This is a genomic window from Microbispora sp. ZYX-F-249 (assembly GCF_039649665.1).
Classification (GTDB): domain Bacteria; phylum Actinomycetota; class Actinomycetes; order Streptosporangiales; family Streptosporangiaceae; genus Microbispora; species Microbispora maris.
Map to the genome: position 1 here is coordinate 215,902 of NZ_JBDJAW010000007.1, position 13,116 is coordinate 229,017.

Below are 13,116 nucleotides of genomic sequence, written 5' to 3' on the forward strand. Positions count from 1 at the left end.
TTTCACGAAGGGATCCGAGGATGGCGAGACTGACAGCCGGCTGGGTGGGCCGCCCGGGAATCTGGCGCGGTCTGCTCGCGTGGCTCGCGGTCGCGCCGTTCGCGCTGTGGGCCCTGCTGCGGCTGACGCCCGGCGACGTCCACTTCCGATGGGTGCAACTGGTCGCCTTCACGCCGTACGTCGCCCTCGCCTCGGTCGTCGCACCGCTGGTCGCGCTGCTCGTGCGGCGCCGGGCGGCGCTGGTCGCGGGCCTGGCGGTCACCGCGACGCTGGCGGCCTGCGTGCTGCCCCGCGCGCTGTCCGACCCGTTCCCGCACGACCCGGCCGCCGCGGGCGTGCGGGCGGCCGGCGCCACCGGCCCCGTCCTGCGGGTCCTGTCGGCCAACCTGCTCTACGGCTCCGTCCCGCCCGCCGCGCTGGTGGATCTGGTGCGGCGGCTGCGCCCCGACGTCCTCACACTGCAGGAGCTGACCCCGCAGGCCGCGGCGGGCCTGCGGGCGGCGGGCCTGACCACGCTCCTGCCGTACGCGGACGATCGGGCCCAGGAGGGCTCGGCCGGCTCGGGGCTCTTCACGCGGTTCCCCCTCCGGCCGGAGGAGCTCACGGCCTCCGACGCCCGCCGGCAGGCGGCGGGCATCGTCGAGGTGCCCGGCGCCGGACCCGTCGCCGTGGTGTCCGTGCACCCGTGCGCGCCCCGCTACGCGGTCCGGTTCGGATGCTGGTCGAGGTCGCTCGCCTCGCTGCCCGGTCCCGGCGAGCGCGTGCAGATCCTGTCCGGGGACTTCAACGCGACGCTCGACCACGCCAGGGTCCGGCGCCTGCTCGACGCGGGCTACCGGGACGCGGCCGACGCGACCGGCAACGGCCTGGCCGGCACCTGGCCGTACCGGCCGTGGGACTTCAGCGGCCTGCCGGTGCCGCCCGTCACGATCGACCACATCCTGGTGGACCCGCGCGTCGCCGTGCGGGCGTTCGGCGTCCACCGGCTGCCGGTGACCGACCACCGGGCGATCTTCGCCGAGCTGGTCCTGCCCGCGACGGGCACCTGATCACGATCGCGGCGCCCGTTCCGACGCCGGGAAGGCGAACCGCGGCTCCGCGCCGGACCACCACACGCCGATCGCGAACGCCGCGGTCGCCTCGAGGTGGACCGCGCGGGACAGCCCCCCGCAGGGCATCGGCGTGCATCCCATCGACGCGATCAGCGCGGCGGTCCGGTCGAGGCTCCCCCGGTCGTCGCCGCAGAACGGCACGGCGAGCGGAGCTCCGCCGAACACCGGCCGCGGCAGCGTCCAGATGCTCTCGTGGCACAGGTTGAACGCCTTGACCACATGGGCGCCGGGCGCGGCGTCCGCCATCAGCCGGGCGACCGAGGTCGTACCGCCCGTCGTCAGCGCCGGCCCGCCGGGACCCGGTGCGAGAGGGTTGGTGCAGTCGACGACGGTCCGCCCGGTGAGCACGGCGGCGAACTCCCCCGCCACCCCGGGCGCGACGTCCGCGGGCACCGCCGCGAGGACGAGGTCGCCGTGTGCCGCCGCGTCCGCGAGCGTGCCGTCCTTCGCGGCGCCGGCGCGCGCCGCGGCCCGGGCCGCCGCGGCGGGGTCGCGTCCGCCCACGAGCACGTCGTGCCCGGCGCGTGCCCACGCGCCGCCCAGCGACGTGGCCATCGCGCCGGTGCCGAGGATGCCGATCCGCATGATGTCTCCGTCCGAGGTGATCGCCGTGCCGGTCCCCGACGCTAGGCGAACCGGCGCACACCATTCGGTGTCCTTCGGAGGCGGCAGGATGAGGCCATGGACACGCTCCCCGACGATCCGGCGTACACCTCCGACTGCCGGGCGCGACTCGCGTTCGAGGTGCTCGCGAACCGCTGGGACAGCGTCGTGGTCTACACGCTCGGCGAGGCCGGTCCGATGCGGCCACGGCGGCTGCTGGCCAGGATCGGCGGAATCGGCCCCAAGGTCCTCAACGAGGCGCTGCGGCGCCTGGAGTACAACGGCCTGGTCGAACGCCGGGCGTACGCCGAGGCGCCGCCGCGCGTCGACTACGCGCTGACGGAGGCGGGCGCCGCGCTGCTCGCCCCGATGCGCGCGATGGGCAGGTGGGCCGCGTCCTACGGGGACGCCGTGCTCGACGCCCAGGACCGGTTCACGGCGCGGGACCGCGGGCGGCGCCGCACCGGCGCGTGAGTTCTCGAAGCGGCCGGTTCAGACGGGTGGTCGCTTGAGCAAGGCGTCGACGCGGCGCGCCGGCGTCTCGCGGCAGTGATGGCCGGCCGCGTGACGCCTACGTCAGCGAGACGCGGGTGAAGCGGGTCTCGAAGCCCTTGCCCACGGGTGCGGCGCACATGACGCCCGCCAGGGCCGGCGCCTGCGGCGGGAAGTAGGCCAGGCGCAGCATGTGCTCCGGCTCCGCGCCGTTCACGCCGTAGCGGACCGTCACCGCGTCGCCGGTCCGTTCGAGGTCGAACGTCGCCGAGACGAGGCCGCCGGGCGCGGGCGTGACGGACCAGTCGGAGAAGCCCCGGGTGACGACGACGCTGAGCTGGTGGCCGCCGTCGACGAACTCGACCCCCGCCTTGATCCAGTTCTCCTCGTCGATCCGCAGCACGGCCCCGGCCTGGTCGTACTGCTCGGCGTAGCCGGCCTCGAACGTCACGGTCAGCCGGGCGTCCCCGGCGACCTGGCGGCCGAACATGTGCGCGGTGTCGTACGAGTAGCCGTAGTGCGTCGTCTGCCACAGGTCGGTCTGGGCGCCGGCGACGGCACGCAGCCCCTCTTCGCTCCGGGACCACTCCGCGGGCTCGTTGATCCACGTGAAGCCCTCGAACGCCATGCCGCCCCCTTGTCGTCGCTTTGACCGATCTTGCCATGAGAGCGGTTTCCGAGGCCCTCCGTCAAGGACGATCTACCTTGAATTTAGATCGATTTGTCCGCTTTACTCCCTCTTTCCCTATACTCGTGCATCGCATCACCTTTTGCCCCATAAATCCCATATCTCGCATCAGCGTCGCATCCCCTCTCCCAGGGGACGCGCGGCCCGCCTCCGGAGCTTCCCCGCCCTCTTCGAGGGCCGCTCCGCCGTGCCCGGGCGCGCACGGAGCCCGCCGAGCCGGGACTCCTCGACGACGCCAGGCCCTCTTCCCCCGAGGGCCGCCCCGCGAGTGAGACGAAAGGAAGCCCATGCAGAAGCGAGCCCGTCAGGCGATCACCATGGCGATGACCGCGACCACGCTCGTCGCAGGCGCGGCCACCGCCGCGCAGGCCTCGGTGATCCCGCAGGCTCCCTCCTCCGTGCCGCTCTCCCCGGTGGCCGCCGTCCGCCCGGCCCCGGCCGAGGCCGCCTCCCTGGACCTGCCCTCCCTGGTCGAGGCGTTCAACGCGACCCTCCGCACGGCGTACAAGGACATGAAGAAGGCCGCCTCCCTGCCCTCCGGCGTCTCCACCGCCACGTCCTTCTGGGACGCCCAGACCGCCTCCGGCAAGCCGATGCGGTACAGGACGGTCGCCAGCCCCTACTGGCCCCTGGGCACCAAGGTCCGGATCACCTACAAGGGGAAGAGCGCGATCGGCGTGGTCGAGGACTTCGGCCCGGCCGAGTGGGCCGTGGCCCAGCACGACATCCCCGCGATCGTCGACCTGTCGGAGAAGATGATGGCCGACCTGACGGGCGTCGCCTCCAACACCGTCCACGTACGGTTCCAGGTGCTGGAGTGGGGCAAGGGCGGCGTCTACCGCCGCTCGGGAACGGGCTATGACCTGGCCATGGGCCGCAAGTGAGCCCCCGCCGCCGGTGAACCTCCGATGACGGTGCCCGCGGCCGCTCCGCGTACACTGCGAGCGTGGCTGACCCGAAGTTCGAGATCCAGATGCTGCACGACCGCGTGATGGTCAAGGTCGAGCGGGAGCTTGAGGAACGGCGCAGCAGCGCGGGCATCGTCATCCCGGCCACGGTCAAGATGGCCAACCGGCTCGTCTGGGGCGAGGTCTCCGGCGCCGGCGCCAACGTCAGATCGGTGAAGCCCGGCGACAAGGTCCTGTTCAACCCCGAGGACCAGTACGAGGTGGAGGTCCAGGGCCAGCTCTACCTGGTGCTGCGCGAGCGCGACCTCCACGCCGTGGCGACGCAGCAGACCGACCACGGCACCGGCCTCTACCTCTGACCCCGCCTCTGTGACCCACTGACCTCCCGACCTCGCGGCGAAGGTGGACCATGACCCTCCAGGACGACCTCGTCGAGCTGCGCCGCGCGCTGCACCGGGAGCCGGAGATCGGCCTCGACCTGCCCCGCACGCAGGAGAAGGTGCTCGCGGCGCTCGCCGGCCTGCCCCTGGAGATCACCACCGGTGAGCGCCTGTCGTCGGTGACGGCCGTGCTGCGCGGCGGCCGCCCCGGTCCCGCCGTGCTGCTGCGCGCCGACATGGACGCGCTGCCGGTGCAGGAGAAGACCGGCCTGACCTACCGGTCGCGCTTCGACGGCCGCATGCACGCCTGCGGCCACGACCTGCACACGGCCATGCTGGTGGGAGCCGCGCGCCTGCTCAGTGAGCGGCGCGCCGACCTCGCCGGCGACGTGGTGCTGATGTTCCAGCCCGGCGAGGAGGGTCAGGAGGGCGCCCGCCTGATGATCGAGGAAGGCGTGCTCGACGCGGCGGGGGCCAGGCCCGTCGCCGCGTACGGGATGCACGTCTTCTCCACGACGATCCCGCGCGGGCTGTTCCTGACCAAGGGCGGGCCCGTGCTGGCCGCGGCCGACACGCTGACCGTGACCGTGCGCGGCAGAGGCGGCCACGGGTCCTCCCCGCACCGCGCCCTCGACCCGATCCCCGCGGCCTGCGAGGTCGTGACGGCCCTGCAGACCCACGTCACCCGCGGCTACGACGTGTTCGACCCGGTCGTGGTGACCGTCGGCAGCTTCCACGCCGGCACCACCGACAACGTGATCCCGGACGAGGCCGTCTTCGAGGCCACCGTGCGCACGTTCTCGGCCGGCTCGCGCGACCGCGTCAGGGAGGGCCTGGTCCGGCTCGCCCGCGGCATCGGGGAGGCGCACGGCCTGTCCGTCGACTGCTCCTTCGGCATCGGCTATCCGGTCACCGTCAACGACGACGCCGAGGCGGAGTTCGCCGCCCGGACCGTGCGCGAGGCCCTCGGCGAGGACCGCTACTTCCCGCTGCCCACTCCGGCGACCGGCTCGGAGGACTTCTCGTACGTGCTGGAGCAGGTGCCGGGGGCGTTCCTCGTGGTCGGCGCCTGCCCGCCCGATCGCGATCTCGCCACGGCCCCGGCCAACCACTCGGCCGAGGCGGAGTTCGACGACGCCATCCTGTCCGACGGCGCGGCGCTGCTGAGCGAACTGGCCATCCGCAGGCTGGCCCGCGTCTGACGGTCAGCTCAGCAGCTCGCGGGCTTCCTGGATCAGATCGACGCCGAGGGTCAGCCGGACCGACACCCAGACGATGGCCCCGGCGCAGAGCAGGGTGAGCGCGCTCGCGACGATGCGGACGAACCAGTTCTGCCGCTTGAGCCAGTCCGTCGCCGCCCTGACCTTGTCCTTGGCGAACTCCAGGAGCCGGGACGCCCAGGCGAACTCGGTGGCCAGCACGGCGAGCCCGGCGAAGACCACCAGCCAGCCCGGCCCCGGGAAGGGCACCATGATCAGGCCGGTGACGACGAGGGCGGCGCCGATCACCCCGATGACGATCCGCAGCGTCAGCCGGCCCGCCGGGGTCGCGCGGATCCGGTCGAGCCATCCCGGCGGATCGGAGGCCCCCCGTTCACCGCCCATACGACTGTCCTCAGCCGTCGCCACACGGCTCACCCCCATTCGCTGCCCACACTAGCCAGCCGATGACCGCGGCGGCGATCGCCGCGTTCACGCGCCGGCCAGGCAGGCGGCGGTCTGCTCGGCGATCTCCAGCTCCTCGTCGGTGGGCACCACCAGCACCGTCACCTCGGCGCCCTCCGGGGAGATCACCCGGGCCTGCGCCGACTCGGCGTCGTTGCGCCCCGGGTCGATCTCGATGCCCAGCCGGGTGAGCCCGGTCGCCGCCAGCGCGCGGACCCGGGGACTGTTCTGCCCCACGCCGCCGGTGAAGACGAGGGCGTCCACGTGGCCGAGCGCGGCGTAGTAGGCGCCGATGTAGGTGCGCACGCGGTAGCCGTACACGTCGAGGGCGAGCCGGGCGTCCTCGTCCCCCGCGTCGGCCAGCCGCCAGACCTCGCGCATGTCGTTGGCCCCGCACATGCCCAGCAGGCCGCTCTCCTTGTTCAGCGCCGCGTCGACGCCGGCGAGGTCCATGCCCGCGACCCGCCCGAGGTAGGCGCCCAGTGCCGGGTCGACGTCCCCGGAACGGGTGCCCATCACCAGCCCGGCGAGCGGTGTGATGCCCATCGAGGTGTCCACGCTGCGCCCGGCCCGCACCGCCGTCGCGCTCGCGCCGTTGCCGAGGTGCAGCACGATCGAGTTCACCTCGTCGTACGGCCGGCCCAGCAGCGCGGCCGCCCGGCGGGAGACGTACGCCGTGGAGGTGCCGTGGAAGCCGTAGCGGCGCACGCCGAGCTTCCGGGTCCACTCGCGGGGGACGGCGTAGGTGTGCGCGTGCGGCGGGATCGTGCCGTGGAAGGCTGTGTCGAAGACGGCGACGTGCGGCAGGGCGGGGAAGGCCCGCCGGGCCACCCGGATGCCCTCCAGGTTGGCCGGGTTGTGCAGCGGCGCCAGGGGCGCCATCTCCTCGATGGCCCGCTCGACCGCGTCGTCGATCAGCACGGGCGTGACGAACCGGCTGCCGCCGTGGACGACCCGGTGCCCCACGGCGGTCACGGCGTCGAGCGGCGGCCCGTGCTCGGCGAAGGCCGCCAGCACCGCCTTCAGCCCCTCCTCGTGGTCGGCCACCCGGCGCTCACTGCGTACGCCGTCGTGGGTGAGCACGCTCTCGTCCTCGCCGATGCGCTCGATCAGCCCGCCGGCCACCGCCCGGCGCGTCCCCATGTCGATGAGGCGGTACTTGATCGACGACGACCCCGTGTTGAGGACGAGGACCTGCCCGCTCACTGTTCCCCCTGCCGCGCCTGCGCGCTCACTGTGCTCTCCATCGCGCCCGCGCGCTCACTGTGCTCTCCATCGCGCCCGCGCGCTCACTCTGCTTCTCATCGCGCCCGCGCGCTCACTCTGCTTCTCATCGCGCCTGCGCGCTCACTCTGCTTCTCATCGCGCCTGCGCGCTCACTGTGTCTCCCCGTGCGCCTGCGCCTGGATGGCCGTGATCGCGACGGTGTTGACGATGTCGCCCACGGTCGCGCCGCGGGACAGGTCGTTGACCGGCTTGCGCAGGCCCTGCAGGACCGGCCCGATCGCGACCGCGCCCGCACTGCGCTGCACGGCCTTGTAGAGGTTGTTTCCCGTGTTGAGATCGGGCACCACGAACACCGTCGCCCGCCCGGCCACCGGGCTGCCGGGCAGCTTGGTCCGCGCCACGCTCGGCTCGGCCGCCGCGTCGTACTGGATGGGGCCCTCGACCGGCAGGTCCGGCCGCAGCTCGCGGACCCGCGCGGTGGCCTCGCGGACCTTGTCCACCTCGGGCCCCGCGCCGGACTCGCCGGTCGAGTACGACAGCATGGCCACGCGCGGCTCCACCCCGAACCTGGCGGCCGTGGCGGCCGACGAGATCGCGATGTCGGCGAGCTGGGCGGCCGTCGGGTCGGGCACGACGGCGCAGTCGCCGTAGACGAGGACGCGGTCGGCCAGGCACATGAAGAAGACGCTGGACACGACGCCGACGCCCGGCGAGGTCTTGATGACCTCGAACGACGGCCTGATCGTGTGGGCGGTGGTGTGGGCCGCCCCGGACACCATGCCGTCGGCCAGCCCGAGATGGACCATCATCGTGCCGAAGTAGGAGACGTCGGTGACGATGTCGCGGGCCTGCCCGGCGGTCACGCCCTTGTGCGCGCGCAGCCGGGCGTACTCCTCGGCGAACAGCTCGCGCAGCTCCGGGTCGAACGGGCTGACCACGCGGGCGCCGTCGACGGCCAGGCCCATCGTGGCCGCCGCCAGCCGGATCTCCCGCTCGTCGCCCAGCAGGGTCAGCTCGGCGACACCCCGGCGCAGCAGGCTGTCGGCCGCGCGCAGGATGCGCGGCTCGGCGCCCTCCGGCAGCACGATGTGCCTGCGGTCGGCGCGGGCGCGGTCCAGCAGGTCGTACTCGAACATGAGCGGCGTGATCGCGGCGGCCTTGGTGACCCGCAGGCTGCGCAGCAGCGCCCCGGCGTCGACGTGCTCGGCGAAGACCCCGAGCGCGGTGTCGATCTTGCCCTTGGCGTCCGGGCTGAACCGGCCCTCGGCCCTCGACAGCTTGGTCGCGGTCTCGAACGTGCCGCCGCCGGTCGTGACGATCGGCAGCCGGATGTCCATGCCCTTGAGCAGGCGGACGACCGCGTCGGGCAGCTCCAGCCCGCCGTTGAGGATGATCGCCGACAGGGCCGGGAACGTGGGGGCCTTGTGCGCGGCCAGCAGCCCCGGCACCAGCGCGGCGGCCCGGTCGGCGGGGACGACGACCGCCAGGCCCTCGGTGAGTCGCTCCAGGATGTTCGGCAGCGACATCGCCCCGATCATCAGCCCGCCCGTCTCCCGGCCGAGCTGGTCGGCGTCGCCCATGAACAGCTCCCCGTCGCAGGCGGCCATCAGGTCGCTGACCGTCGGCGCGGACAGCCGCCGCACCTCCGGCAGGACGTACGCGGGGACGCGGGCGGCGACCTCGTCCACCAGGCCGGGGGCGACCCGGGTCACGACCGTGGCCAGCTCGGTGGCGTGCCGCTCGGCCAGTTCCTTGCGCGACATCTCGACGGCGGCGGCGATCTCGTCGGGGGTGCGGTCGAGGCCGGTCACCACGTTCATCACCGGCGTGCCGAGGTTGGCGGCGAGCTCGGCGTTGAACACGAACTCGGTGGGCGCGCCGACGTCGGTGTAGTCGGTGCCGATCACCACGACCGCGTCGCACCGCCCGGCCAGCGCCCGGTAGCGGGCCAGGATCTCCCCGGCCGCACGCTCCTCGTCGGCGTGCACCTCCTCGTAGGTGACGCCCGTGCACATGGCGTAGGGCAGGCCGATCCCGAAACGGTCGCGCGCGGTGTTGACGAGGCTGTCCTCGCGGCCGGCCCGGACGACCGGCCGGAACACGCCCACCGTGCCCACCTGGCGGGTCAGCAGCTCGATCATGCCCAGGGCGATCGTGCCCTTGTTGCTCCTCGCGTCGCCGGCCGCGACGTAAACTCCGATCGCCATCGCGCAGTCACCCCTGTCCAGGCGCGGCCCGACGGCCCGCCCCAGAAAGGCTACGCGAAGGGCCCCACGGACATACCAGTCGAACGTCACATTCGTAGGGCCTTTTCCCACGAGTCATGTGCTCTCACAGGCCAGGTGGGAAGCCCGCCGCGATCCGGCGGCGAGAACCCCGGGTCGCCGTGGAGGTGAGGCGAGCCGTCAACCTCGGCGGTCCGGGGCAGACGAGTCGAGTTCGTCCGCTCGCCGGAGGTCCTTGGGACGGCCCAGGGCGCGACGCATCCGGATGAGGTCGTCCCGGGAGACGTAGCGGACCTCCAGGCCACCCGGGCCGACCGCGGTGACCGCCCGGTCGAGGATCTCCCGGACTCGGAGATCGCCCCAAGGAAGCGCCGGGGTGCAGCAGTCACCGCCGGCTCCGGGCGAGGTGAACCGCACTTTGGGGCGGAGCAGGGCATCCGGATGAGCCGGCAGGAAAGTGCCCGTTTCGTCGGCGAGCCGGGCGCCGACGGAGACGAAGGCGGCGGCCAGGGCCGGGGCGTGGGCCGGCTCGCCGTCCCAGAGCAGGTCCAGATCGCCGGTCAGTTCGGCGGACCCGTGCATGATGCCGGCGACCTGCCCGATCACCACGGCTCGGGCGCCGTTGCGATGAAGGGCTTCGAGCAGAGGGAACGGATCGAACCCGAGGGCGCCGTCCGTGCCGATCGTGCCGACGTCGTCGTCGGCGTCCTCGTGGCCCAGGCCGGTGCCCGCCCGGTTCGAGGCGAGTTCACGCGTGCGCCGGGCGGCGGCGCGCAGTCGTTCCAGCGGTTCGTCGATCATCCGGTTCATGCAACACCCGGCCGCGCTCGGGGCGCACGCGGTTTTCTCCGAGTGTGGTGGGGTGGATACCGGACGGGCCGTACGGATGTGCCGCGCGCGCGGCTCATCCGTACGGCCCGTTGCCGTGCTATCTCACGAGGCGGTGCAGGTCACCGCCGACGGGACGGCGTTGGTCCCGTTCCAGCTCGCCTGGAAGCCGAACGTGGTGGACGCCCCGGCGCCGACCGAGCCGTTGTAGCTCACGTTCGTGACCGTGACGTTCGCCCCGGACTGGCTGACCGTGCCGTTCCAGAGCTGGCTGATCGTCTGGCCGTTGGCGAAGGCCCACTTGACGCTCCAGCCGCTGATCGAGGCGCTGCCGGTGTTCTTCACCGTGACCTCGCCCTGGAAGCCGCCCGGCCACTGGTTGGCCACCTTGTAGGTCGCCGAGCACGCCTTGCCGCCACCACTCGACGGGCTCGCCGAAGGCGAGGCGGACGGGCTGGCGGACGGCGACGCCGACGGAGAAGCCGACGGGGACGCGGACGGGGAGGCCGACGGCGACACGGACGGGGAGGCCGACGGCGACACGGACGGGGACGCCGACGGCGAGGGGGACGGCGAGGTTCCGCCGTTGCGGTCGCCGTAGATTATGCCCCGGCCGTTGGTGCCGAGGTAGACCCGGCCGTAGATCCGCGGGTCGCCGGTCAGGGCCTCGCCCGCGTTGCCGTACTGGTGCTGGTCGTCGTTGATGCGCACCCAGCTCGCGCCGGTGTCGTCGGACCGGAACAGGCCCTGCACGCCGTCCACGGTGCCCATGAGGTAGAGGGCCTGGTACGTCTTGCCGGGGGCCGCCTTGCCGAAACCGATGTTGATCGAGCTGCTGACGTTCGACAGCTTGGTGAACGAGGCGCCCGAATTGGTGGAGTGCCACAGGCCGCCCTCGCCGGCCAGCCAGACGTCGCCCTCCTTGCCGGGCAGCGCCTTGAAGTGCACACCGGTCGTCGGCAGCCCGGCCGCGGCGGTGGCGGCGAAGCTCGCGCCGCCGTTGGTGCTCACGTAGAACTTGCCGCCGGAGAAGGCGTAGAACTTCTGCGCGTTCACGCGGTCGGACTCGACGATCGCGCCGGCCGGAACGCCGCTGGAGGCGGTCCAGCTGTTGCCGTAGCCGACCGAGTAGACGACCTGGATACCGGGGTCGCCCGGCGCCCACACGAAGCGGCTGCCGTCGGCCGCCGCGGCGACCGTGCCGCCGCTGTTGATCCCGCCCGGCTCGGTGCCCTGGAACCAGTTGGCCCCGCCGTCGGTCGAGAACGCGACGTGGCTGTCGTTCGGCCGGTCGGCGTCGGTGAAGTTGCCGGCCCGCACCATCACGCTCGGGTTGGTCTCGGCGTAGTCGAGCGAGGTCGTGGAGGTGAAGACGGGCTGGGTGAACATCATGGACGGCACGGCGTCGAGGTTGGTGTGCCGGAAGCCGCCGATGTCACCGAGCGCGCTGACCAGCGGGGCGCCGCTCGGCGGGCTGATCAGGTCGAGGACGGCGGTCTCCTCCAGGCCCTTCACCATCGGCTTGATCGTGAACTGGCCGCCCGAGTCCCACTTGGTCAGGTCGGTGGTGCCGTAGATCGTCGCGCCGGTGCCGTACATCATGCGGTCGGAGTCGAACGGGTCGATCTCCACCGACTCGTTCATCCAGCCCAGCTTGGGCGTGACCTCCGGCGGCTGGGGGTTGGTCCCGAAGGTCAGCCACGGCGCGGCGGAGATGTCCATCTTGTAGCGGAAGCTGCGGTTCGGGTAGGACGTCCAGTCCCAGATGCGGGTCCAGGTCGCGCCGCTGTCGGTGCTCCTGAAGAAGATCGCGTCGGGCCACCAGGAGACCTGGGTGGCGACCATGATGGTCTTCGGGTTCTGCCGGTCGATGGTCAGGCCGCTGTAGCCGAAGTAGTCGTCGCCGCTGCTGGACGGGATCGGGCTGATCTGGGTCCAGGTGCCGGTGGCGGTGGCGTAACGCCACACGTCGCCCTTGCCGCCGTCGTACGGGCCGCCGGTGTCGCTGGTGGCGATGTAGAGGTAGCCGTTGGCCGTGTCGAGCACGCCCTTGTGGGCGATGTAGCCGGTGGGCTGCCCGGCGACCCGCTCCCACGAGGTGCCGCCGTTGGTGGTGCGGTAGACGGTGTTGCTCTTGTCGGCCACGCCCACGTAGATCGTCTGGGTCGCGCTGCCCGACGTGCCGGTCCGCTTGTCGAAGGTCACCCAGACGACGCCCTGGTTGTCACCGTTGTAGGCGTCCCCGGGGCTGGCGACGTAGTTGCCGACGTTGGGGAAGTTGGTCACCTTCGACCAGGTCGCGCCGGAGTCGGTGCTCCGCCACAGGCCGTTGCCGCTGGGCGCGCCGAAGTAGAGGACGCTGTTCTTGTTCGGGTCCACGGCGAGGCGCTCGCCCATGCCGCGGCCCGGCATGTTGCCGCCCAGCTTGAACGGCAGCGGGGTCACCTGCCAGGTGTCGCCCTTGTTCGACGAGCGCAGGATCGCGCCGTTGTTGGGGTCCCAGCTGTTGGTGTACATGCCGACGGCGGCGTACACCTTGTTGGCGTCCACCGGGTCGGCGGCGATGCTGGCCACACCGTTGTAGCCCCAGTTGGACCAGCCGGCCCAGTCGAGCAGCGGCGTCCAGGTCTGGGAGGACTGGTTCCACCGGTAGGCGCCGCCGATGTCGGTACGGGCGTAGATCAGGTCCTTCTGGGCCTGGCTGAACACGATGCCGGGGACGAAGCCGCCCCCGGCGATCTGCACGTTCTTGAACGTGTACGGGTCGGCGGCGACGGCCGACACCGGGGACATTCTGATCACGGCCGTGACCAGGGCCACGGCGGCGACCACGAGCATGGATGCGAATCTTCGCATGGACGGTTTCCCTCCGAGCACGGACAACCGGCCATGCACGACCAGGCGGGGACCCTGACCGTCCTTCTCCCACGTGCATGGAAAATCTGGAAGGAAGATTCACACACCGGCGGAAGCGCCGTCAATAGTTTGG

Annotated in this window: 12 protein-coding genes; 5 read left to right on the forward strand and 7 right to left on the reverse strand. The window is 72.4% G+C overall.

Going from position 1 to position 13,116, the window contains the following annotated elements; translation table 11 throughout:
• Positions 1-20: 20 nt before the first annotated feature.
• Positions 21-1,049, forward strand: a complete 1,029-nt coding sequence (locus tag AAH991_RS11940; RefSeq protein WP_346225837.1) for an endonuclease/exonuclease/phosphatase family protein — start codon at positions 21-23, stop codon at positions 1,047-1,049.
• Here AAH991_RS11940 and AAH991_RS11945 read toward each other — a convergent pair whose 3' ends face one another.
• Positions 1,050-1,697 (reverse strand): NADPH-dependent F420 reductase, encoded by a 648-nt coding sequence (locus tag AAH991_RS11945; protein ID WP_346225838.1) that lies wholly within the window; start codon positions 1,695-1,697, stop codon positions 1,050-1,052.
• Between the two features lie 96 nt (positions 1,698-1,793).
• On the opposite strand from AAH991_RS11945, the gene AAH991_RS11950 reads away from it, so the two are divergent.
• Positions 1,794-2,189, forward strand: a complete 396-nt coding sequence (locus AAH991_RS11950; RefSeq protein WP_346225839.1) for a winged helix-turn-helix transcriptional regulator — start codon at positions 1,794-1,796, stop codon at positions 2,187-2,189.
• Positions 2,190-2,286: 97 nt separating this feature from the next.
• Here the strand turns inward: AAH991_RS11950 and AAH991_RS11955 are convergent, their stop codons facing one another.
• A complete protein-coding gene (locus tag AAH991_RS11955) occupies positions 2,287-2,835 on the reverse strand; it encodes a DUF1349 domain-containing protein (protein ID WP_346225840.1) in 549 nt (182 codons plus the stop codon).
• A gap of 347 nt (positions 2,836-3,182) precedes the next feature.
• On the opposite strand from AAH991_RS11955, the gene AAH991_RS11960 reads away from it, so the two are divergent.
• From AAH991_RS11960 to AAH991_RS11970, 3 genes are all read left to right on the forward strand, one after another.
• Positions 3,183-3,779 (forward strand): RlpA-like double-psi beta-barrel domain-containing protein, encoded by a 597-nt coding sequence (locus tag AAH991_RS11960; RefSeq protein ID WP_346225841.1) that lies wholly within the window; start codon positions 3,183-3,185, stop codon positions 3,777-3,779.
• A 62-nt stretch (positions 3,780-3,841) separates the two neighbouring features.
• Positions 3,842-4,162, forward strand: coding sequence for a GroES family chaperonin (locus AAH991_RS11965; RefSeq protein ID WP_346225842.1), 321 nt, complete (start codon positions 3,842-3,844; stop codon positions 4,160-4,162).
• 50 nt (positions 4,163-4,212) lie between these two features.
• Positions 4,213-5,385: a M20 metallopeptidase family protein gene (locus AAH991_RS11970; RefSeq protein ID WP_346225843.1), complete on the forward strand. Its 1,173-nt coding sequence runs from the start codon at positions 4,213-4,215 to the stop codon at positions 5,383-5,385.
• Positions 5,386-5,388: 3 nt separating this feature from the next.
• Here AAH991_RS11970 and AAH991_RS11975 read toward each other — a convergent pair whose 3' ends face one another.
• From AAH991_RS11975 to AAH991_RS11995, 5 genes are all read right to left on the reverse strand, one after another.
• On the reverse strand, positions 5,389-5,787 hold the full coding sequence (locus AAH991_RS11975) for a TIGR02611 family protein (RefSeq protein ID WP_346225844.1): 399 nt from the start codon (positions 5,785-5,787) through the stop codon (positions 5,389-5,391).
• 87 nt (positions 5,788-5,874) lie between these two features.
• Positions 5,875-7,053 carry an acetate/propionate family kinase gene (locus AAH991_RS11980; RefSeq protein WP_346225845.1) on the reverse strand — a complete coding sequence of 393 codons (1,179 nt, stop codon included), beginning with the start codon at positions 7,051-7,053 and terminating at the stop codon, positions 5,875-5,877.
• 170 nt (positions 7,054-7,223) lie between these two features.
• Positions 7,224-9,281, reverse strand: coding sequence for a phosphate acetyltransferase (gene pta, locus AAH991_RS11985; RefSeq protein WP_346225846.1), 2,058 nt, complete (start codon positions 9,279-9,281; stop codon positions 7,224-7,226).
• 198 nt (positions 9,282-9,479) lie between these two features.
• Entirely contained in the window at positions 9,480-10,100 is a 621-nt protein-coding gene (locus AAH991_RS11990) for a hypothetical protein (RefSeq protein WP_346225847.1), read from the reverse strand.
• Between the two features lie 132 nt (positions 10,101-10,232).
• Positions 10,233-12,983 (reverse strand): cellulose binding domain-containing protein, encoded by a 2,751-nt coding sequence (locus tag AAH991_RS11995; protein ID WP_346225848.1) that lies wholly within the window; start codon positions 12,981-12,983, stop codon positions 10,233-10,235.
• Between the last annotated feature and the right edge of the window lie 133 nt (positions 12,984-13,116).